This window comes from Arenibaculum sp., from assembly GCF_035998295.1.
Taxonomy (GTDB): domain Bacteria; phylum Pseudomonadota; class Alphaproteobacteria; order Azospirillales; family Azospirillaceae; genus DASYHS01.
In genome coordinates this window covers 1-20,783 of record NZ_DASYHS010000031.1, presented here as the reverse complement: position 1 = coordinate 20,783, position 20,783 = coordinate 1, and the positions used below count along the sequence as shown (strand labels likewise).

The 20,783-nt window shown below is 70.1% G+C and carries 23 protein-coding genes and 1 pseudogene; 10 read left to right on the top strand and 14 right to left on the bottom strand.

Going from position 1 to position 20,783, the window contains the following annotated elements; genetic code table 11:
• On the bottom strand, positions 1 to 250 hold a 250-nt coding region (locus VGO20_RS03015; RefSeq protein ID WP_327500805.1), incomplete at its 3' end, for a hypothetical protein.
• Between the two features lie 118 nt (positions 251 to 368).
• Between VGO20_RS03015 and VGO20_RS03010 the strand changes: the two genes are divergently transcribed.
• On the top strand, positions 369 to 1,022 hold the full coding sequence (locus VGO20_RS03010) for a glutathione S-transferase family protein (protein WP_327500804.1): 654 nt from the start codon (positions 369 to 371) through the stop codon (positions 1,020 to 1,022).
• Between the two features lie 67 nt (positions 1,023 to 1,089).
• On the opposite strand, the gene recA is transcribed toward VGO20_RS03010, so the two are convergent.
• Positions 1,090 to 2,166 carry a recombinase RecA gene (gene recA, locus VGO20_RS03005; RefSeq protein WP_327500803.1) on the bottom strand — a complete coding sequence of 359 codons (1,077 nt, stop codon included), beginning with the start codon at positions 2,164 to 2,166 and terminating at the stop codon, positions 1,090 to 1,092.
• A 259-nt stretch (positions 2,167 to 2,425) separates the two neighbouring features.
• Between recA and VGO20_RS03000 the strand changes: the two genes are divergently transcribed.
• The gene (locus VGO20_RS03000; RefSeq protein ID WP_327500802.1) at positions 2,426 to 3,307 is read left to right on the top strand and encodes an NAD(P)-dependent oxidoreductase; all 882 of its coding nucleotides are present in this window, start codon (positions 2,426 to 2,428) and stop codon (positions 3,305 to 3,307) included.
• An 18-nt stretch (positions 3,308 to 3,325) separates the two neighbouring features.
• Here the strand turns inward: VGO20_RS03000 and VGO20_RS02995 are convergent, their stop codons facing one another.
• Positions 3,326 to 4,039, bottom strand: a complete 714-nt coding sequence (locus VGO20_RS02995; protein WP_327500801.1) for a response regulator transcription factor — start codon at positions 4,037 to 4,039, stop codon at positions 3,326 to 3,328.
• Positions 4,040 to 4,104: 65 nt separating this feature from the next.
• Here VGO20_RS02995 and VGO20_RS02990 point away from each other — a divergent pair, with 65 nt between their 5' ends.
• From VGO20_RS02990 to VGO20_RS02980, 3 genes are all read left to right on the top strand, one after another.
• Positions 4,105 to 5,229 (top strand): LysR family transcriptional regulator, encoded by a 1,125-nt coding sequence (locus VGO20_RS02990; protein WP_327500800.1) that lies wholly within the window; start codon positions 4,105 to 4,107, stop codon positions 5,227 to 5,229.
• A 103-nt stretch (positions 5,230 to 5,332) separates the two neighbouring features.
• Complete coding sequence (locus VGO20_RS02985; RefSeq protein ID WP_327500799.1) at positions 5,333 to 6,313, top strand: DMT family transporter; 981 nt, start codon at positions 5,333 to 5,335, stop codon at positions 6,311 to 6,313.
• A 50-nt stretch (positions 6,314 to 6,363) separates the two neighbouring features.
• On the top strand, positions 6,364 to 7,281 hold the full coding sequence (locus tag VGO20_RS02980; protein WP_327500798.1) for a helix-turn-helix transcriptional regulator: 918 nt from the start codon (positions 6,364 to 6,366) through the stop codon (positions 7,279 to 7,281).
• Here VGO20_RS02980 and VGO20_RS02975 read toward each other — a convergent pair.
• The 10 genes from VGO20_RS02975 to flgB all read right to left on the bottom strand — a co-directional run bounded on the left by VGO20_RS02975 (position 7,260) and on the right by flgB (position 15,930).
• Positions 7,260 to 7,673 (bottom strand): GlcG/HbpS family heme-binding protein, encoded by a 414-nt coding sequence (locus tag VGO20_RS02975; protein WP_327500797.1) that lies wholly within the window; start codon positions 7,671 to 7,673, stop codon positions 7,260 to 7,262. The genes VGO20_RS02980 and VGO20_RS02975 overlap by 22 nt on opposite strands.
• Positions 7,670 to 8,404: an iron-containing redox enzyme family protein gene (locus tag VGO20_RS02970; RefSeq protein ID WP_327500796.1), complete on the bottom strand. Its 735-nt coding sequence runs from the start codon at positions 8,402 to 8,404 to the stop codon at positions 7,670 to 7,672. Before VGO20_RS02970 ends, VGO20_RS02975 begins: the two co-directional genes overlap by 4 nt.
• A gap of 140 nt (positions 8,405 to 8,544) precedes the next feature.
• The gene (locus VGO20_RS02965) at positions 8,545 to 9,555 is read right to left on the bottom strand and encodes a cupin domain-containing protein (protein WP_327500795.1); all 1,011 of its coding nucleotides are present in this window, start codon (positions 9,553 to 9,555) and stop codon (positions 8,545 to 8,547) included.
• Positions 9,556 to 9,859: 304 nt separating this feature from the next.
• Positions 9,860 to 12,343: a hybrid sensor histidine kinase/response regulator gene (locus VGO20_RS02960; protein ID WP_414639772.1), complete on the bottom strand. Its 2,484-nt coding sequence runs from the start codon at positions 12,341 to 12,343 to the stop codon at positions 9,860 to 9,862.
• 164 nt (positions 12,344 to 12,507) lie between these two features.
• A complete protein-coding gene (flhB, locus tag VGO20_RS02955; protein WP_327500793.1) occupies positions 12,508 to 13,584 on the bottom strand; it encodes a flagellar biosynthesis protein FlhB in 1,077 nt (358 codons plus the stop codon).
• Position 13,585: 1 nt separating this feature from the next.
• Complete coding sequence (gene fliR, locus VGO20_RS02950; RefSeq protein ID WP_327500792.1) at positions 13,586 to 14,362, bottom strand: flagellar biosynthetic protein FliR; 777 nt, start codon at positions 14,360 to 14,362, stop codon at positions 13,586 to 13,588.
• Positions 14,363 to 14,369: 7 nt separating this feature from the next.
• Positions 14,370 to 14,645: a flagellar biosynthesis protein FliQ gene (gene fliQ, locus VGO20_RS02945; RefSeq protein WP_327500791.1), complete on the bottom strand. Its 276-nt coding sequence runs from the start codon at positions 14,643 to 14,645 to the stop codon at positions 14,370 to 14,372.
• 103 nt (positions 14,646 to 14,748) lie between these two features.
• Positions 14,749 to 15,054: a flagellar hook-basal body complex protein FliE gene (fliE, locus tag VGO20_RS02940; RefSeq protein ID WP_327500790.1), complete on the bottom strand. Its 306-nt coding sequence runs from the start codon at positions 15,052 to 15,054 to the stop codon at positions 14,749 to 14,751.
• A gap of 19 nt (positions 15,055 to 15,073) precedes the next feature.
• Positions 15,074 to 15,484: a flagellar basal body rod protein FlgC gene (flgC, locus tag VGO20_RS02935; RefSeq protein WP_327500789.1), complete on the bottom strand. Its 411-nt coding sequence runs from the start codon at positions 15,482 to 15,484 to the stop codon at positions 15,074 to 15,076.
• A gap of 41 nt (positions 15,485 to 15,525) precedes the next feature.
• Positions 15,526 to 15,930, bottom strand: coding sequence for a flagellar basal body rod protein FlgB (gene flgB / locus VGO20_RS02930; RefSeq protein WP_327500788.1), 405 nt, complete (start codon positions 15,928 to 15,930; stop codon positions 15,526 to 15,528).
• Positions 15,931 to 16,199: 269 nt separating this feature from the next.
• Here flgB and VGO20_RS02925 point away from each other — a divergent pair, with 269 nt between their 5' ends.
• The 5 genes from VGO20_RS02925 (at position 16,200) to VGO20_RS02905 (ending at position 18,708) form a co-directional block, all read left to right on the top strand.
• Positions 16,200 to 16,535, top strand: coding sequence for an EscU/YscU/HrcU family type III secretion system export apparatus switch protein (locus VGO20_RS02925; RefSeq protein WP_414639771.1), 336 nt, complete (start codon positions 16,200 to 16,202; stop codon positions 16,533 to 16,535).
• The gene (locus tag VGO20_RS02920; RefSeq protein WP_327500786.1) at positions 16,532 to 16,882 is read left to right on the top strand and encodes a hypothetical protein; all 351 of its coding nucleotides are present in this window, start codon (positions 16,532 to 16,534) and stop codon (positions 16,880 to 16,882) included. The genes VGO20_RS02925 and VGO20_RS02920 overlap by 4 nt, the downstream gene beginning before the upstream one ends.
• 78 nt (positions 16,883 to 16,960) lie before the next feature.
• Entirely contained in the window at positions 16,961 to 17,281 is a 321-nt protein-coding gene (locus tag VGO20_RS02915; protein ID WP_327500785.1) for a flagellar biosynthetic protein FliO, read from the top strand.
• Positions 17,278 to 18,021 carry a flagellar type III secretion system pore protein FliP gene (fliP, locus tag VGO20_RS02910; protein ID WP_327500784.1) on the top strand — a complete coding sequence of 248 codons (744 nt, stop codon included), beginning with the start codon at positions 17,278 to 17,280 and terminating at the stop codon, positions 18,019 to 18,021. The genes VGO20_RS02915 and fliP overlap by 4 nt, the downstream gene beginning before the upstream one ends.
• A 72-nt stretch (positions 18,022 to 18,093) precedes the next feature.
• On the top strand, positions 18,094 to 18,708 hold the full coding sequence (locus VGO20_RS02905) for a glutathione S-transferase family protein (RefSeq protein WP_327500783.1): 615 nt from the start codon (positions 18,094 to 18,096) through the stop codon (positions 18,706 to 18,708).
• A 4-nt stretch (positions 18,709 to 18,712) separates the two neighbouring features.
• Here VGO20_RS02905 and VGO20_RS02900 read toward each other — a convergent pair.
• A pseudogene (locus VGO20_RS02900) lies at positions 18,713 to 20,783 on the bottom strand (tetratricopeptide repeat protein); the annotation flags it as partial.

Below are 20,783 nucleotides of genomic sequence, written 5' to 3'. Positions count from 1 at the left end.
CGGTCTGGCCGTTGGCGATGGAGTGCTCGACCAGGTGGGACAGCCAGGCCTCCAGGCGCTCGAACATGGCGGCGTGGCCGGTCTCGCGGGCGGCGGACAATGTGGCCACGCGCTCGCCCATGCCGGGCTCGGCCAGCAGCGTCTCGCCCGCGGCCGGGTCGGCGTAGCCGATCATGCGGGCCGCGGTGGCGGGGGTGGCGCCGTTGGCGACCAGGCGGCAGAACAGTTCCTGGCGGGGGTCGAGCGTCACGGGCCTGCTCCTTGCGACTGCGCGTAGGACAACCTGGAACAAAATAGGAACTTTGTCAAGCGGCCTTGCGGCGCGATGCGTCCCGGCTATGCTGCGGGCATAACCGTCGAGGACCATGATGCCCCTGAAGATCTACGGCGTTCTCCGCTCGCGCGCGTCGCGCAACGTCTGGCTGGCCAAGGAGCTCGGCATCCCGTACGAGCTGGTGCCCGTGATCCAGGCCTACCGGCTGGCAGACCCCTCGGCCGCCGACGCGCCGCTCAACACCGCGTCGCCCGCCTTCCTCGCGGTCAACCCGAACGGGCTGATCCCCTGCATCGAGGACGACGGCCTCGTGCTGATCGAGTCGCTGGCGATCAACCTCTACCTCGCGAGGAAGCATGGCGGGCCGCTGGCGCCCGCCGACATCCGCGAGGAAGGGCTGACGGCGATGTGGACGCTGTGGGCCGCGACGGAGTGCGAGCCGCATTCCGTGAAGATCGTCCTCAACTATGCCGACCGGGAGCGGAACCCCGGCATCATCGAAACGGCGGTCGCGGCGCTGCGGCGCCCGTTCGGCATCCTGGACGAAGCGCTGCGCGCGCAGGGCGGCCACGCGGTCGGCGGGCGGTTCACCGTCGCCGACCTGAACCTGGCGGAAGTGCTGCGCTATGCCCAGCCGGTGCCGGGCGTGTTCGACGACTACCCGCATCTGAAGGCGTGGATCGAGGCCTGCCAGGCCCGCCCGGCGTTCCGAGAGATGATCGCCGAACGCAGCGCCGAGCCGGCGTAACGGGCGCAAACGCGAACGGCCGCGCCTGGAGGGCGCGGCCGGCAGCGGCGGCAGGGAGGGCCGCGGGTCAGTCCGGGGAGGACGCCTCGCCGTCGGTCTCGGGCGTGCCCATCATGGCGCTGGCGACGAGGCCGGAATTGGCCCGCACCTTCTGCTCGATCGCGTTCGCGATCTCGGAATTGGTGCGCAGGAACTGCTTCGCGTTCTCGCGCCCCTGGCCGATCCGCTGCCCGTCGTAGCTGAACCAGGCGCCCGACTTCTCGACGACGCCGGCCTGGACGCCGAGGTCCAGGAGCTCGCCGACCTTGGAGACGCCCTCGCCGTACATGATGTCGAACTCGACGACCCGGAACGGCGGGGCCATCTTATTCTTGACCACCTTGACCCGGGTCTGGTTGCCGACCACGGTGTCGCGGTCCTTGATCGCGCCGATGCGGCGGATGTCCAGCCGGACCGAGGCATAGAACTTCAGCGCGTTGCCGCCCGTCGTCGTCTCGGGGTTGCCGAACATGACGCCGATCTTCAGCCGGATCTGGTTGATGAAGATCACGGTGCAGCGCGACTTGGAGATCGAGCCGGTCAGCTTGCGCAGCGCCTGGCTCATCAGCCGGGCATGCAGGCCGACATGGCTGTCGCCCATCTCGCCTTCGAGCTCGGCCCGCGGCACGAGGGCCGCCACCGAGTCGATCACCAGGATGTCGATCGCGCCGGAGCGTACCAGAGTGTCGGCGATCTCGAGCGCCTGCTCGCCCGCGTCGGGCTGGGAGATCAGCAGTTCGTCCACGTTGACGCCGAGCTTGCGCGCGTAGCTCGGGTCGAGGGCGTGTTCCGCATCGACGAAGGCGCAGGTGCCGCCGTGCTTCTGCGCCTCGGCGATCGCATGCAGGGCGAGCGTGGTCTTGCCGGAGCTTTCCGGGCCGTAGATCTCGATGATCCGGCCGCGCGGAATGCCGCCGATGCCGAGCGCGATGTCGAGGCCGAGCGAGCCGGTCGAGATCACGTCGGTTTCAACCAGGCTCTCTCGTGCGCCCAGCTTCATGATGGAGCCCTTGCCGAACGACCGTTCGATCTGGCTGAGGGCTGCCTCGAGCGCCTTCTGTTTATCCATGGGATTTTCAACCAAACGCAAGGGTGCGGACGACATGTGCAGGCCCTCTTCTCTCATACGGCGGACGGGAGTGCAATGCCGCGACTGTACGCGTTTCGTTCGCGAACACCAATAGAAATCTGGAACGGAGAATGAACGCACGCCGCGCGCCGCATCCGCCCCGCGGCCGCGCGAACGAGGGCTGTCCAGTTGGACAGGTGCCGACGTCCGGGGTCCCGTGGCCTTCTATCATGGAATGCCGAAGCCGGTCCCGGATGCGGGACGCGCAGCAGATGAGGGAACCATGGACGTCTGCATGATCGGGTTGGGAGTCATGGGCGAACCCATGGCCTGGAACTTGGCGAAAGCGGGGTTCGCACTGACCGTCCACAACCGGTCGTCCGCCCGCTGCGAACCGTTCCGCGCGGCCGGGATCGCGGTCGCGGATACGGCCCGCGACGCGATCGCGCGAAGCGAGGCGGTGGTCCTGATGCTGCCCAACGACCGCGAGATGGACAGGGTGCTGGAACGCGGCCCCGACGGTCGCGTCGGAGTTCCGATCGAAGGCAAGATCGTCGTCACGATGTGCACGGTGGCGCCCGCCTATTCGCAGGCGCTGGCAGCCGACGTCGCCGCCGCCGGCGGCCGCTACGTCGAGGCTCCCGTCTCGGGATCGCGCAAGCCGGCGGAAGCGGCGCAACTGGTCATCATGGCGGCGGCGGCCGACCCGACCGCCATCGACGGGGTCGAGCCGATCTTCGCCGCCCTGGGCAAGGCCACGATCCGCTGCGGCCAGCCGCCCGGCGCGATGCGCATGAAGCTGGCCAACAACCTGCTCCTGATCGCGATGTTCGAGGCGGTGACGGAGGCTACCCATTTCGCGCGCGGGATCGGACTGGACCTCGATCAGTTCTTCGAGATCGTCCTGGCCGGCCCGATGGCGAACGATCTCTACCGCGGCAAGGCGCCGAAGCTGCTCGCGGGCGACTTCTCCCAGCAAGCGTCGGTCAAGACCGTCGCCGAGGTCATCCGCCTCATCTGCGAGGAGGCTCGCCGGGCCGGCCTTTCGACCCCGGTCGCCGCAACCAACGAGAAGCTCTTCGCGGAAGCCGTCCGGGCGGGGCTGGGCGACGACGACGTGGTCGGCGTCCTGAAGCTGCTCGAGCGCTCCAGGGTACCCGAGGCCACCGCGGATTGACCCGCCTCCGCCCGGGCCCTATTCGCGGGAGATCAGTCCGAGGAGGGCGGCGCACATGACGGCCTGCGTGGTGCTGGCCACCTGAAACCGCCGCTGCGCGCTCTCGAGGTGGAACTTGACCGTCCTCGGCCTGACACCCAGGTCGCGGCCGATATCCGCCCGGCTCCTGCCCCGGGCGATTCCTTCGAGGCACTGCAGCTCCCGGCGCGTCAATCTGGGACAGGCAGCGGGCGACGCGACGGCCGGCAGCTCGCGGGCCCGGGCGTGGAAGTGGATCGCCATCACGTGGAGAGTGGGCTTGTGCCGCTCCACGACGGCCTCGATGGCATCGCCCGTGCAGAGCGTGCCGAAGCTCATGGCGGCTACGTAGCCGAGGCCGTCATGCACCGGGACCGCCCAGCCGGCCGCCGAGCCGGCCCAGGCGGGCGCGGGCGCCCGCACCGGACCCGTCCCGGCCGGCGCATCCGCCGGCGCCCACCAGAAGAACGGCAGGCGTTCCGCGGCGGCCCGTTCGACGACGAGGTCCATCTGCCCGCAATCACCGTCACGGCCTCCCCGCGCCGAGGGGTCGTCGGAGCGCAGGCACTCGAACTGCCGGGTATCGAGGATGCTGGCGACGCCGTACGCGAACCGAAGACCGACGCCGGAGAGCACCTCCGCCATCGCCTCCACGAGGTCGCGCCGGTGACAGGCCGAACGGAGACCGAGCGAAAACCTGTCGAAATCGATCATGTCAAATCTCGAATCGAGGGTTCGCGACGCGCGGCCGACGCGAGGCCGTCCGGGCTTCGACCATATTGCACCACCCCAAGTCGCCCGCCATCAAAAAGACCCGGCGAAGCGAAACATTGGTGCGTTCGAGCATCCTGTCCCGTAAGGTCTTGCGGGTCCCTGCCGCGGAACGCACCTTCCGGACGACCGCATCGCCGGCGCGCGGACGCCCACGGCCGGCGGACGGAAACGGGCGAGGCATCATGAACCTGCACGACATCAAGGCGTTCGTCGCCGTCGCGGAGACCGGATCCGTCAACCGCGCCGCCCTGCGCCTCAACCTCACCCAGCCGGCCATGACGCGGCGCCTGCAGAACTTCGAGGCCGCCGTCGGCCTGACACTCCTCGACCGCAGCACCAAGCCGCCGGCACTCACGCCGGCGGGCCGCCAGGTGCTGGAGCACTGCCGCCGCATCCTCAAGACGGTCGTCGACCTCGAAGCCTACATATCGAGCGTCGGCGAGCCTGCGGGCGACCTGCGCATCGGCATCGCCCACGGCCTGGCGGAGGTCGTCCTGACCTCGCCGATCGACGACCTGCGACGCCGCTTCCCGCGCCTCACGCTTCAGATCAGCTCGAACTGGACGTCACGCCTGCTCGACGAGATCCGCAACGGCGCCCTCGACTGCGCCATCGGCCTGATCACGGCGAACCATACGATTCCGAAGGGCGTCCGGGTGACGGAGGCCGGGCCGGAACGGGTGGTGGTGGTCGCACGCCGGGATACGAGCTTCGAGGGACGCGTCACCCTGGAAGCCCTCGTCGGTGAAGGCTGGGTCCTCAACCCGGCCGGATGCGGCTGCCGCATGACCCTGCAGCGGGCGTTCGACCGCATCAATGCGCCGATGCGGATCGCCGCCGAGGTGTTCGGCGAGGATCTCCAGCTCTCCCTGATCGCACGCAGCGGAGGTCTCGGCCTGGTGCCGTGGCGGCAGTTCGAAGCCAGCCCGCATCGCAGCCGGCTGTGCATGGTGGACGTCGCCGACTTCTCGCTCGAAGCGACGATCGCCATGCTCCAAGGACCGTCGCTCGGCAACCTCGCGGCCGCCGTCGACAGCTTGCGCGAAGGCGTGACCGAGCACCTCAAGATAATAGATATCTTTCATAATCATCATTCGAAGAATGCATTTGAATCATATATTCCGACCTAGCAGCATTCCCCGGAAGAAGCGATCCCGGGACGGCTGACGGAAAGGGGCCCACGACCTCTCCCTTCCGGCCGTGGACGCGTCGGATCGCAATCCGGAGCATCTCATGACCGTCAGCAGCCCGAGCCAAGCGATCACCGCCCCGCCGGCCGCAACCGTCCTTGCCACCTCCCGCTGGAACGTCACCCTCGGCGTCCTTTCCGGATTGGCGGTCGCGCTGATCTGGGCGAGCTGGGCGGTCGCGACGCGGTTCGCAGTGACGACCACCCTCGAGCCGCAGGACGTCACCTTCCTGCGCTTCTCGGTCGCCAGCCTGTTCCTGTGGCCGGTCCTCGTCCGCAAGGGCTTCGCCCTGAAGCAGATCGGGATCAGCCGGGCGGTCATGATGGTCACCGGGGCCGGCGCGCCCTTCATGCTCCTCACCTCGACCGGCATGCTGTTCGCGCCGGCCTCCCATGTCGGCACGCTGATGATCGGCGCGATGCCGCTGTTCGTGGCACTGCTGGCCGCACTGCTCTTCGGCGAACGGTATGACCGGCCGCAGCTCGTGGGCTTCGCGGCGGTCGCCACCGGCGTCGCATGCATCGGAGGCTACTCTCTCGTGTTCGACCGCGCCGGGGGCGAATGGCGGGGAGACCTGCTGTTCCTGCTCTGCGGCTGCCTGTTCGCGGGGTACACGCTGGCGCAGCGGCGGTCCGGGATCACGTCCTGGCACGCGGCCGCCCTGGTGAACGTCTGCTCGTGCGTCATCTTCGCTCCGATCTATTTCGGGCTGTTCCAGCCGAACCTCCTCACCGCGTCGTGGTCGGACGTGCTGTTCCAGGGCGTCGTCCAGGGGATCGGCGTCGCCATCCTCGGGCTGTATTTCTACGCCGAGGCCGTCCGCAGGCTGGGTGCGCCGCGCGCGGCGGTCTTCGGGGCGCTCACGCCCGGGCTGGCGGCGCTGCTCGGCATCCCCCTGCTCGGCGAGATCCCGTCGCCGGCGACCGTGATCGGCATCGTTCTGGTCACCCTCGGGGTCATGCTGGTCGGCGGGGTCCTGTCGAGACGGCGGAACCGGACGGCACCGGCGGCGCAGACGCGCTGAACGGAGACGGACGTCCGCGCGAACCGCATCGCAGCTTCGAGGAGGACGCCATGCGACTGTTCGACCGGTTCATCGCACACCTCGCCGAGGCACGCTCGCTGGACGAGCTCCGGGACGCCATGCAGGAGGCGTCGCACGAGGTCGGCGTCGACGCCTTCGCATATGTCCGCTGCGAGACCGCCCGCTTGCGGTCGTCCGACCGCGCGGCCGGCCGCCTGGCCGGCAGCCTGATCATCGTTTCCGGCGCCACCCCCCGTCCGATGGCCGAGCATCAACGGCTCGGCGCCGTCGTCGAGCGTGCAGCGGGCAGGCACCTGCCGTTCCTCGAGGAATGGGAGGGAGCCTGCCCCGGCGCCGCCCGAACGGCGTTGATCGTTCCGGTTTACGACAACGTGCCCGGCCGCCTCGCCGTCGTGACCTTCGCGTTCGGGAACGAGGAACCGGTCGATGCCGGGCTCCGGCCGTGCCACGTCGTGCTGCACGCCATGTCGGTCTACCTGCACGCCCATGCGAGCAGGCTCGCCGATTCCGGCGGCCCGCCGCGGAACGATGCGCTGACCCCGCGCGAACTGCAGTGCCTGCAATGGGCGGCGCGGGGCAAGAGCCGCACGGATGTCGGCCAGATCCTCGGCCTCAGCCCCAGGACGATAAAATTCCACCTCGAGAATGCCCGACGCAAGCTGGGTGCGGCCCATACCGGCCAGGCCGTGCTCAAGGCGGCGATGCTCGGTCTCGTAACCGCGAACCAGGCCCAGCTACAGCGCTGCACCTCCGATACCAACTGGCATTTTCCCTGGCAGCGCTACCCCCGCCCCAGGCAGCCGATCGGTTCCGCCGACACGTCGAGGCCGAACCAGGCGCGCGCCATCACGCGGGCATGGGACGCCCCCCCGTCCGAAGCGGACGGGGGGCTGCTGCGACCGCACGATCGGATGCCGACACCCGATCAGGACGCCTCCTGGACCTGAACCGCGGATGCCCCGTCGATGGCGATCTGCTCGTCCAGCTCGCTGGTCGCCCCGCTGACACCGATCGCACCGACGACGCGCCCGGCGACACGGATGGGCACCGCGCCCTGTTGCGCGACGAGGCCATCCTCGTGTTGCAGCATCCGGAATGCCGGCATGTCCGCCCTCGGCGCCAGTTCGCCGCTCGGCTTTCCGAATGCGGCCGCGGCAGCCGCCTTCCCGCGCGAGACCGCAACGGTGTACCAGGGGGCGCCATCCATCCGCAGCATGGCCACCAGGTCGCCGCGCCCGTCCACGACGGAGATGCCGACCGCGGCGCGGCGCTCGATCGCCCCCCGCATCGCGGCATCGAGCGCCTGGCGCGCGAGGTTCAGATCCAGCGCACGGGTCACTTGGCCACCATGGCCGGCGCGACGCCCGCCGCCGGAGCGACCGGTGCGTCGTCCACGGCGGCGAAGATGTTGGACCAGAACGCGTCCCAGGAATATTTGCTCTTCTCGTAGCCCTGGCGGATGTCGGCCTCGAGCTCGGGCGAGCGCGCGATCTCCTCGTCGATGGCAGCTCGCAGGAGCAACCGGTGCGTGATGTCGACTTCTCCCGCATGGATGTCCCAGAACCGCCAGTCGACGCGATCGGCAATGGCCACGATCTCCGGGTTCTTGCTGAAGTGGACGTGCATCGCTTCGAGATAGAGCTGGCACAGGCATTCACCGCCCAGGCCGCGCAGCCCGACCGCCTCCGCGGGCGACTGCGTCGCCACGAGCGAGCTGATCTCCTCCAGGAGCTGGACGTTGGTCCCGAGAGCGCAGCCCTCGAAGGTGGCGGGGTCCGCGCCGATGCTGGCGAGAAAATCGTCGTAGATCCGGGGATGGGCGAGAGCGGCATCGCCCTCGCCGAGTTCCTCGCTCAAGAATTCGGCCAGGAGACTGCGCAGATTGCCGAAAGGCAGGCGATGGACCAGAAGGCCGAGGTCATTGATGTAGTAGATCGTGAAGAAGCGGTACTGCACGAAAATCTTCTTCAACGTCGACAGCGGCAGCTCGCGCAAGGACTGCAGGCGCCGATCCGCCAGATATTCCGTCTGTGTGCGCGTAGCGTCGGCAAGCTCCCAGAAGGCATTCATCCTGCTTCTCCCGTATTGCTGTTGGCTCGCGGCATTCGGAACCCTCGTCGGAGCGACCGGACGGTCGGCGAGAAGGGGCGCAATGGCAGGTCGGGCGCGTTCCGGCGCGCGGCTTCGCCGGGGAGCGACGCCCGGCCGACCTAGATCTTGTCGTATTTCCCTACATAGACCCGGCTGGTGAGGTAATAGTCCGTGATCGCGAGAAGCACCAACTCGCCGGTCCCGGTGTTGCGGGTCTGATGCATGGCCCAGCGGGGCGCGAATACCGCGTCTCCCGCCTTCACCGGCACCCAGGTCGTCCCGACCAGAATCTCCCCGGTGCCGTCGATGAAGCAGAACAGGGTCTCGTGCGCATGCTTGTGCAGGTTGTTGGTCTTGCCGGGCGGAATGCGGACCACCCGCGGATCCAGCGTCTCTGCCGTGCACGGGTAGCGTTCGACCGAGAACTCGATGTCACGGTCGGCGTCGCGCTCGACGAGCATGATCTCGCCGACACCCGGCCGAAGGGGGATCGGCGGCTCCTCCGGCCGCTCCAGGCTCAGCCGCGCCTGGATCCGCTCGAACGCATCCGCGACACGCTCGGAGCGCAGCGCCCCGTAGAGGTCTTCGAGCAGCCGCAAGTGCAGCGACAGCGCGTACTCGGCGGCCGAGCGGAGTACCGCCGGTCCTCCGCCGACCGGCATGTCCTCGCGCCGCACCTCCTCGGCCGGCGCCGGCATCCCCGCCTTGAGACGGGCCGTCGCCAGAGCCGACAGGCTGCGCTCGACCGCCAGCCCGCCTCCCGCGAGGAAAGCCGCCACCTCCGCCTCCGGGCGCTCGCGACAGAAGGCCTTGTACTTCTCCTCGAAGTACAAGGCGAATGTCGGAGCGTCGGAAGACGGATGGTCCCGGTCCTCGCCCGGACCAGGCGCCCGGTCGCCGCCGGCGTCGCCGAACGCGGAACGACATGTCCGATGCGTCCGGGCAGCCGCGGCAAGCACCGGCTCGACGATGCGCAGGTCCTCCGGCGAGGCCCATCCGGACGACAGGCAAAGCAGAAGCTTCGCCTTCCAGATCGGATGTCCCGCGAACGAAGCCTCCAGGTCTGCGAGAGCCGTCCGTCCACCCGAGTGAGTTTCCGCGTCTTCCCCGGCATGTTGCACGACCACCATGGAACCGCCTCTCTCTTGGGACCGATTGCGGGGAACTTCGACCGATTTCATGTTTTCGAACGAGAACTTCAGTTCTCAGAAAATGAACAAGGTCAAAATTCCGCCTTCCGGCATTACATTAACAAATACTTACGAATAATCACCTGTCCAACGAGCCAGTTTTACATGCCATGGAATATCAATTGACATTACGCGGGCAGCATTCGAACCGCCGTCAACGGTGACGGCGCATTCGTGCATCCACGATCGGAAGTATAATGCCCGCGAACTGCGGAACCCGGTGCGGGCAAGAACGGCGGCCCGTTCAGTCCCGGCCGCCGCGCAGCACTTCCTTCACCTTGCCGGCGAGCTGCTTGAGGCTGAACGGCTTCGGCAGGAAGTCGACGTGCTCGCCGCCTTCGAGGTGCTGGCGGAACCGGTCCTCGGTATAGCCGGAGATGAAGATCACCTTCAGGTGGGGGCGCAGCGGGCGGATCTTGCGGATCAGCGTCGGCCCGTCCATCTGCGGCATCACCACGTCGCTGACCAGCAGGTCGACCCGGACCTCGGTGTCCGACAGCAGCTCCAGCGCCGCCTCGCCGCTGCGGGCCTCCATGACCTGGTAGCCCTTGTTGCGCAGCGCCCGCGCGCTGAACACCCGGACCGCGTCCTCGTCCTCGACCAGCAGGATGGTGCCGCTGCCGGTCAGGTCGCTGCTCGCCCGCTCGCGCGGGTCGGGGACGGCCGACGCCTCGGCCGCCTGCTCGCTCTCGCGGTGGCGCGGCAGGTAGATCGTGAACTTGGCCCCCTCGTTGGGGGCGCTGTCGACGAAGACGAAACCGCCGGTCTGGCGCACGATGCCGTAGACCGTGGACAGGCCGAGCCCGGTGCCCGACCCCACCTCCTTGGTCGAGAAGAACGGCTCGAAGATCCTGCTCAGGTTCTCCCTGGGGATGCCGACGCCGGTGTCGATCACTTCGAGGACGACGTAGTCCCCCGGCGGCATCTCCTCGTGCTCGCGCCGGATCGGCTGGGCGGCGGAATGGTTGCTGGTGACGACCGTCAGCCGCCCGCCCTCGGGCATGGCGTCGCGCGCGTTGACCGCGAGGTTGATGATCACCTGCTCGAGCTGGCCCTGGTCGACCTTGACCAGGCCCAGGTCGCGGCCGTGCAGGAGGCGCAGCTCGATGTTCTCGCCGATCAGCCGGCGCAGCAGGTTGGACAGCTCGGCCAGGACGTCGGTCAGGCTCAGCACGCGCGGCTGCAGCGTCTGCTGGCGGGAGAACGCGAGGAGCTGCCTGACCAGGTTTGCCGCCCGGTTCGCGTTCTGCTTGATCTGCATGATGTCGCTGAACGACTGGTCGCCGGGCTTGTGGCGCAGCAGCAGCAGGTCGCAGAAGCCGATCATCGCCGTCAGCAGGTTGTTGAAGTCGTGCGCCACGCCGCCGGCGAGCTGGCCGATCGCCTGCATCTTCTGGCTCTGGGCGAACTGGGCCTCGAGGTTCTTCTGCTCCGTCAGGTCGATGAAGTGGAGGATGAGGCCATGGCCGCCGGCCGAGCCCCCGGCCGGGCCCGGGACCGGGCCGTTCAAGGTGCTGCCGGCCGGGCCGGCGGCCTGGCGGCTCGCGTAGAGCTGCGCCACCAGTTCGCGCGCGCCGCGCAGCTTGACCTCCATCGGCGCCGTCATGTCCGAGCCGTGGGACACGGCGTTCAGGCGGGCGACGACCTCCGCGCGCTGGCTGCGGTGGATCAGGTCGCCGAGCGGCCGGCCGAGGATGTCCTGGAGCTGGCTGCCGATCATCGCGAGGAAGGCGCGGTTGCACTCCGCCACCTGCCCGCCCTCCTCGACCAGCGCGATGCCGATCGGCGCGTCCTCGAAGAAGCGCTGGAAGCGCTGCTCGGACAGCCGCAGCGCCTCGCGCCATTCGCGTTCGGGCGACAGGTCGCGGACGACCGACCGGGTCCGCAGGACGCCGCCGTCGGCGCCGTGGAGCACGCTCTGGGCGACGCTCGCCTGGAACAGGCGGCCCTGGAGCCCCCGCATCAGCACCTCGCCGCGCGCCTTGTCCCCGGGGAACGGCGTGAACGGCGCGGCGCCGGGCGGCGGCTCCGCCAGCACGTCGTGCAGCCTCGGCCCGCCGCCGTCGAGGAGGTCGCGCGCCTCGCATCCCAGCCAGCGCGCCAGCGTCGCGTTCGCGAACAGGAACCGGCCGTCGAGATCGACGGAGTAGAAGCCGACCGGCGCGTGGTCCATGAAGTCCAGCAGGCTGCTCTGCTCCTCGCGGATGACCTGCTCGACTTCCTTGCGGGCGGTGACGTCCTCGATCCGCCACTCGACGTAGCCTGGCGCGCGCGCCAGCGGCAGCGCCTGGACGTGGCGCCAGTCCAGCGCGTCGCGGCGGCGGCGCAGCGACAGTTCCGCCTGCGCCGGGCTGCCCGCGGCGGCCGCCGCGGCGATGCGCCGGAACCGCTCGGCCATCTCGGGGTCGTGGTCGAACTGCCGGCGCAGGCCGTCGAGCGGCGTGGCCCCGGTGCAGTCGACCAGCCGCCAGAACGCCGCGTTCACATGCGCGGCACCGCCCTCGGGGCCGACCACGAGGCGCCCGCAGAAAGACTCCTCGAACGCCTCGCCCAGCAGCAGGCGGTCGCGCGACGCCTTCGCCTCGATGTGCCCGGCACGCCAGGCGACCGCCGCCGCGACCGCGACGATCGCCAGGGTCGACGCCGAGGCGAGCAGGAAGGGGTCCTCGACCGCCCCGGACGCCGCAAGCCCCATCCCCGCGAAGCCGATCGCCGCGAGGGCCGCCATCCCGCCGGCCACCGTGCGCAGCACGGACCGGGGGGAGCCGGCCGGCGGCGGATGACCCTTGCCCTGCGGGTCGACGGCGTCGGTCGGGAGAAGCTGAGCGAGGTCCTTCAATTCGGGTCCTGGGTACTCGGTGGCTTCCGGCGGGGGAGCCGGACGGCGCGACGTCACTGGGGCAGCCTGCGGTTCTTGAGTTTGAACACATAGGAAATGACTTCCGCCATCGCACGGTAATGCTCGGCAGGAATTTCCTCGTCGATCTCCACCGAGGCGTGCAGCGCGCGCGCCAGCGGCGGGTTCTCCACGATCGGCACGCCGTGCTCGCGCGCGAGCTCGCGTATCCGGTGCGCGAGCAGGTCCGCCCCCTTGGCGACGACGACCGGCGCCTGCATCGTGCCCGGCTCGTATTTCAGCGCGACCGCGAAATGGGTCGGGTTGGTGATCACCACGTCCGATTTCGGCACGTTGGCCATCATGCGCCGGCGCGCCTTCTCCATGCGGAGCTGGCGCAGGCGCGCCTTGACGGCGGGGTCGCCCTCCTGCTGCTTGAACTCCTCCTTCAGGTCCTGGCGCGACATCATGAGCTGCTTGTGGAAGGCGTGGCGCTGATAGACGACGTCGGCGACGGCGACCACGGTGAGGATGACCACCACCGCGATCAGCATCCGCACCGTCAGTTCCTTCGTCTCGCCCAGGACGAGCGCCATGTCGAGGCCGGCATAGTGCTCCAGGCTGGTCATCATCGGCCACAGCACCCAGCCGATGACGGCGCCGACGACGAACAGCTTCACGACGCTCTTGGCGAACTCGACCAGCCCCTTCGGCGAGACCATGCGGGTCAGGCCCTTGAGCGGCGACAGCTTGCTCAAGGTGGGCTTCATCTGTTCGGTGGCGACCAGGCCGCCGGTCTGGATCAAGGTCGCCACGACGCCGACGGCGGCGAGCAGCAGCATCGGCAGCGCCAGCGTCTTCACGAGCAGGAGGGCCGCATCCACCAGCAGCGCGCCGACATTGCCGCCGTCCATCGGGATCGCGTGCGCCTGGCCGAGATAGCCGGCCAGCGCCGAGGACAGGTCGCGGACCATGCCCGGCGCGAGCGCCACGACGACGAGCAGGATCGCCGACATGGTCGCCCAGGTGCCGATCTCCCGGCTCATCGGGATCTGACCCTTCTCGCGCGCGTCCTGGAGGCGCTTCTGGGTCGGGTCCTCGGTCTTTTGCGAGTCGTCCTGGTCTTCCGACATGTCAGCGCGCCCCCAGCAGCCCGGTCAGCCCGGCCTCCAGATAGGCGAGCCAGAACATCATCGCCGCCGACAGCGTGATCATCAGCATGACCAGCCCGAGCGCGATCTGGGACGACATCGCGAGGAAGAAGATCTGGATCTGGGGCATCAGCTTCTGGAGCACGCCCAGCCCGACGTTGAACATCAGCCCGACGATCAGGAAGGGCGCCGCCATCCGCGCCCCGACCGAGAAGCTCTCGCCCACGAAGGCGACGATCGCGCGCCCGAAATCCTGGAGCGGCAGCCCGGCTCCGGGCGCGAACACCCCGTAGCTGTCGACCACGGCCAGGATCAGCAGGTGGTGCAGGTCGGTCACGAACAGCAGGACGATGCCGAGATTGGTCAGCAGCACGCCGACCAGCGTGCCCTGCGTCGCCAGCGCGGGGTTGAACATCATCGCCGCCGCGAGCCCGGTCTGCATCGAGACGATCATGCCCGCGACGTCGAGCGCCGCCAGCAGGATGCGCGAGATCGAGCCGATGAAGAAGCCGACGAAGCTCTCGGCCATCACCAGCATGCCGAGCGCCAGCCCCGAGCTGGGCAGGGGCGGCAGCGTGGGTGCGACGACCGGGACGACCACGACGCTGATCGCGATCGCCAGCAGCAGGCGGACCCGCATCGGCACGTAGGCGTCGCCGAAGCCGGGCAGCAGGGTGAAGGTCGCGCCGATGCGCGCGAACACCAGCATGAAGGCGTAGACGTTCCCCGCCAGCATGCGCTCGACGACCAAGTCGAGCATGCCCGCCTCAGCCGCCCGCGCCGAGACCGATGATCCGGTCGGCGATCTGCTCGGTGAAGGTCGCCAGCGTCGCCAGCATGAAGGGCATCAGGATCAGCAGGGCGCCGAACACGGCGATGATCTTGGGCACGAAGGTGAGCGTCATCTCCTGGATCTGGGTCAGCGCCTGGAACACCGAGATCGCCAGCCCGATCACCAGGGTCAGCGCCATGATGGGCCCGCCCATCTTGATCATGACGACGATGGCCTCGCGCATCACGTCCAGCACGTCGGTCGCGTTCATGCCTGCTCGCCGTCCCCTGCCCCTGATCCTGTCCCCGCCCCCGCCCCCCGATCCCGCCCTTGGGGCGCCGCGCCGGCCGTGCCCCCCGGCCCGCCGGCGCCCGTCAGATCGGCATGCGGAGGATTTCCTGGTAGGCCTGGACCACCCGGTCGCGCACGGCGACCACGGTCTGCAGCGTCACCTCGGCGTTGCTCACCGCCGTCACGACGTCGGTCAGGTCGGCCTTGCCGACGGCGGCCTGGGCGCTGACCTGCTCGCCCTGGTCCAGGCGCGCGACGGCGCCCTCGGCCGCGCCCTTGACGAACTCGGCGAAGGACGGGCCGCCCGTGGGCGGGGAGATACCGGGCTTCGCCGCGCTGGCGGCAGCGCTCGCATAGGCGGAGACGGCGTCGGCGATGCGGGTGACCATGGTCTCGTCTCCTGGCCGGTCAGCTGCGGAGGATGTCGATCGTGCGGTTCAGCATCGTCCGCGACGTCTCGATCACGTTCAGGTTGGCCTCGTAGCTGCGCTGGGCCTCGCGCATGTCGACGCCCTCGACCAGCGTGTTGACGTTCGGGAACAGGACGTATCCCTCCGCGTCGGCGCTGGGATGGCTCGGGTCGAAGCGGCGCTGGAAGTCGCCGGGGTCGACGTCCACCTTGCGCACCCGCACCGTGTCGATGCCGAGCTCGCGGTCGAGCTCGTTCTTGAAGCTGATGGTCTTGCGCCGGTACGGCAGGTCGTTCGGGGTCTCCCCCGTCGAGTTCGCGTTCGCGAGGTTCTCCGCGATCACCTTGAGCCGGGCGCCCTGCACCTTCATGCCGGCCGCCGAGATCAGCAACACTCGATCGAGGTCCATGCCCGTCCCTTCCCTTCAGCCGCCCGCCGCCGGACCCGCCGTCACCCGGCCCGGCCGATCGCCGTCCGGATCAATCCCATGTGCTTGCGATACAGGTTGATCGCCATGTTGTACTCGGTCCCGGTGCGGGAGATCTTGAGCAGCTGCTCCTCCAGCACGACGCCGTTGCCGTCCGGCGCGGTCTCGTAGGGCTTGCGCTCCGTCACCTCGCGCGCCGGGCCGCCGCCTGTGGCCGTACCGGTCAGGTGGCCGGCGGAAGTCTGCGCCTGCGGCAGCCGCGCCGCGTTGCCGAGGGCCGCGCGGAACGTGAAGGGCGTCAGGTCGCTGGGCTGGTAGCCGGGAGTGTCGGCGTTCGCGATGTTGTGCGCGACGACCTCCTGGCGCTGCGTCAGCCAGTCCATCTTGCCCTTGATGAGCCTGAAGAGGCCCAGTCCGTTCATGTCCATGGCCAGCACCTGCCGGATCATCCCGCGCCGAGTCTTTGCGCGGTTTGCGTTAAGATTTCGCTAAGACATTCGAAGCCCGGACGGCCGTCCCGACCGTCCCCGCCCCGCACGTCCCTGTTCCGCCCGATACCTTGCAGGTTCCGGACCAGTCGCGGATTCCCCCGGGTTTCCGGCGCCGGACCGCGGCCGCGCGGCAGAAATTGCCGGCCGGCCCCGTAAATGAAAACTTAAGCATGAACCGCTAGCCTTTAGACCTAGCCGAAACTCAGATGCGGACGCTTCGCTTGACCGACGACGAAAGCCCCCCATCCCCGCCGCCGGGTCCGCGCAAGCGGCAGGTGGCGGTCGCGCTCCAGTACGAACTCGGCGGTTCGTCGCTGCCGCGCGTCGCGGCGAGCGGCAAGGGGCTGATGGCCGAGCAGATCGTGGCGCTGGCCTTCGCGAACGGCATCAAGGTGCGCGAGGATGCGGACCTGGCCGAGTTGCTGTCGGCGATCGAGCTCGACTGCGAGATCCCGTCCGAAGCGCTGATCGCGGTCGCCGAGGTCCTGTCCTACGTGTACCGGGCGAACGGAAAGCTGCCCCCGCGCGCGAGGCGGAGTTGAGCGGCCCCGGCCGGGCGGCCGACGCGGCCGCGGCGCTGGACGCCCGCATGGCCGAGACGATCGACGAGCTCGGGACGGCGGTCGCCGCCGCCCGCCAGCTTCTGGCCGAGGGCGCGATGCCGGACCTGGCAGGCCTGGACGACCGGGTCGCCGAGATCTGCCGCGGCGTCGACATGCTGACGCCCGAGGCGGGCAAGCGGCACCTGCCGGGCCTGCTGCGCCTCGCCGCGGAACTGACCGCGCTGGAGGCGGACTGCAGGAACTGGATCGCCGGGCCGCCGCGGCCCGCGGCGTCGCTGCACAACCGGGCGGCGGACGCCTACGGCCGCAAACCCGACGGCCGCTGAACCGAGGCCGCTGAACCCGAGGCCGCTGAAACCAAGGCCGCTGAACCCAAAGACCGCCGACCCGAGGCACATCCCGACATGGACTACTCGACCTACATCCAGTTCGCGCTGGCACTCGCCTTCGTCCTCGGGCTGATCGCGCTGCTGGCGCTGCTGCTGCGCCGGCTCGGCTTCGGCGGCCCGGCGCTCAGCCGCGGGCGCCAGCGCCGCCTCTCGGTCGTGGAAGTGGCGGCGGTCGACGCGAAGCGCCGGCTGGTGCTGGTGCGCCGCGACGACACCGAGCACCTGATCCTGCTCGGCCCCGGCGACGACACCGTCGTCGAGCGCGGCATCCCGGCCCGGCCGGCCTTCCGCGACGCGGTCGACGCGGCCGAGCCCGAACGCGAGCGAGCGCGATGAAGCGCCTCCTGCCCCTCGCGGCGGCCGCAGCGCTGCTCGCCGCCGGCCCGGCGGCCGCGCAGTCGCTCTCGCTCGACTTCGGCGACGGGGCCGGCTCGACCACCGCGCAGATCGTGCAGATCTTCGCCCTGCTGACGATCCTGTCGCTGGCGCCGTCGATCCTGATCATGGTGACGAGCTTCGTGCGGATCGTGGTCGTGCTGTCGTTCCTGCGCACGGCGATGGGCGTCCAGCAGACGCCGCCCAACACCGTCATGGTCAGCCTCGCGCTGTTCCTGACCTTCTTCGTGATGGCTCCGGTGCTCCAGCAGTCCTACTCGCAGGGGATCGTGCCGCTGATCAACGAGGAGGTCGAGCCGATGGACGGCTTCGCGCTGGCGATGCAGCCGGTCCACGGCTTCATGATGCGCCAGGTCCGCGAGGAGGACCTGTTCCTGTTCGCGGAGATGGCGCGCCTCGGCCCGATCGCCCAGCCCGAGGAGACGCCGCTGCACGTGCTGATCCCGGCCTTCATGATCTCGGAGCTGCGGCGCGCCTTCGAGATCGGCTTCCTGCTGTTCCTGCCGTTCCTGATCATCGACATGGTCGTGGCGTCGATCCTGATGTCGATGGGCATGATGATGCTGCCGCCGATCATGATCGCGATGCCGTTCAAGATCATCTTCTTCGTGCTCGTCGACGGCTGGCACCTGATCGCCGGCACCCTGGTCCAGAGCTTCGGGTCGGCCAGTCCGCTCTGAGAGGCGCGCGCTGGACAAAGGACCGGCGCGCGGCCACCCTCCCCCTCGTCGCAAAAACGGGAGGAGCCACGCATGAGCGCCGACGAGATCGTCTTCTACTACAACCCCATGTCCCGGGCGCAGATCGTGAACTGGATGCTCGAGGAGGTCGGCGCGCCGCGGCGCACCATCGTCCTCGACTTCGAGAAGGGCGAGCACAAGACGCCGGCATTCCTGGCGGTGAACCCGATGGGCAAGCTGCCGACCATCGTCCATCGCGGGGTGGTGGTGACGGAGACGGCGGCGATCGTCGCCTACCTGGCCGACGCCTTCCCCGAGGCGGGGCTGGCGCCGGCCACGGACGACCCGCTGCGCGGCGCCTATTACCGCTGGCTGTTCTTCGGCGCCGGCTGCTTCGAGCCGGCGATCACCGACCGGATGTTCGACCGCCCCGCCGTGGCCCGCAAGGGCGCGCTGGGCTACGGCAGCTACGAGGACGTGCTGGGCGCGCTCAAGCAGGCCCTCGACCCCGGCCCCTACCTGCTCGGCGAGCGGTTCACCGCGGCCGACGTCTATGTCGGCGCGCAGATCAGCTGGGCCATGATGTTCGGCGCGCCGTCGCTGAAGGGGGAGCCGGCCTTCGACCGCTACGTCGCCCGCCTCAACGAGCGCCCGGCGCTTCGCCGCGCGAACGGCGCCGGCGGCTGAGCGCTCAGCTCCCGGGGACCGGCGCCGGCGGGCGGGCGTTGCGGTACTCGGCGAGGAAGCTGTGGAAGACGTCGACCTCGGCGACGCGGCGCTGGATCGTCGCCAGGTCGACCAGCCCGCCGCCCTGGCCGGCGCGCGTCAGCACGCGGAAGGCGTCCGCGTCGGGCGTGCCGGCCATCGCCGGGCCGAACTCCGCGCCGAGCCGCTCCAGGCCGGCCGCGTCGTCGGCGAGGCCGAGCGCGACGGCCCGGTTCAGCACCATCTGGGTCTCGCGCGGGGCGAGCAGCGCCCCGTCCGCGGGCGGCGGGCCGACGATCCGGCCGAGGGCCGAGGCGGCTTCCGCCCAGTTCCCGGCGCGCCATGCGATGTCGACCCGCAGCAGGTCGGCCGGGCGCCCGGGCTCGTCCGCCAGCAGGGCGAGCGCGTCGGCGGGACGGCCGGTCTGCGCGAGCGCGCGGGCGCGCAGGACCTTGCGCTCGGAGGCCAGCTCGCCCGGGACGCCGTCCACCTCGCTCGCGTCGAGGGCGGTGATCGCCAGCGCCGGCTTGGCGTCGAGCAGCCGGATCGAGGCGAGCCTCGCCCCGGCCTCGGCCTTCTCCACGCCGGCGAGGCGCTTCTCGACGAGGGGGGTCAGCATCTCCGCGGCGTGGTCGAGGAGGTCGATCTCGACCAGGCGCTCCGCCAGGCGGCGTATGATCACGTCGCCCTCGGGCCCGGAGGGATGCAGGTCCTGGTACTGCCCGTGCAGCGCCAAGGCGTCGAGCGGGGGCAGCGCGGCGGCGCCGTCCGTCGCGAACAGCTCCGAGAAGCCCTGCCGGAGCTGGCTTTCGACCGCGGCCGCGTCGGGATGCTCCGGGAACAGCAGCAAGGCCGTGCGCAAGGTGTCGAAGCCGAGCGCATGCTTGCCGGCGGCCAGGTACAGGTCGCCCAGGCGGCGCAGGACGGACAGCTCGAAATCGTCCCCGCGCCAGGCGAAGCGCAGGCGCTCCAGCCGCTCGATCGCCTGGTCGGGGGTGATCGTCCCGTCCTCCAGCTCCTGCCGGACGAGCGCGAATTCCGCGCGCGTGCGGTAGAGCTGGTCGGCGCCTTCCGCGGCACCGCGCCACAGCTCGACCGCGCGGTCGGGCCGGCCGGCGAGCTGCTCAGCGCGGCCGCGCAGATAGGCCATGGCCGGGGCCTCCTCCGCCCCTGGGACGCGCGCGGAGACCCGCTCGACCAGCCGCAGCGCCTCGTCGGCGGCGCCGGTCTCGACCGCCGCCTGGACGGCGAGCTGCGAGAGCCTGCGGAAGAACGGGTCCGGGTACCGGTCGAGCACGTCGCCGACCTGGCCGAAGCCGGCGGCGGCCTCCTCCCACCGCGCGGCGCAGGCGGCGGCGGCGGCGCGCCACAGCAGCGCCTCCGGATAGCCGTCGAGGCCGGGCGCCGCAAGATCCTCCGAGGCGCCGGGGCAGTCGCCGGCCAGCACCCGCGCGGCACCCCGCGCGGCCCGGAACTCCGGCTGGTCCTCGAGCTCGGGCTGGCGCTCGGCGACGAAGGAGAGCAGGCCCGCCGCCTCCGCCCCGAAACCGTGGCCGAGATAGAAGCGCGCGAGGTCGAGCCGGCCGCGGTCGCGCGCCGGCTCGTCGGCATCCGCGATCGCCTGCTGCAGCGCCTGCCGCGTCTCGCTGAACTCGTCGATCCCGCCGCGCCGCCAGGACGCGAACTCGAACAGCGGGGCGGGCCCCTTCGCGCCGGCGGGCTCGGGTTCCCGCGCGCCGGCCAGGAGCCGGTCCTCCGGCGAGGACAGGAGAAGCCCGCCGTCGGCCGTCACCTCCACCCCGTCGCGCACCGGGCGCACCGCGACGCCGTCGGCGACCGGGCGGACGACGATGCCCTGGGCCGCCGGCAGCAGCCGGGCCTGGAGGAAGGCGTGCGGGGCGGACACCGCCCCGGCCTCGCGCAGGGGCACCACCAGCAGCCTGTCGCCCGCCGACGGGTCCTCGACCGGGACCACGGTGGCCGCCGAGGGCGCGCGCACGAGCACGCGGGAGCCGAGCAGGAAATCGGGCTGGGCCAGCACCGGCAGCGAGGCCGCC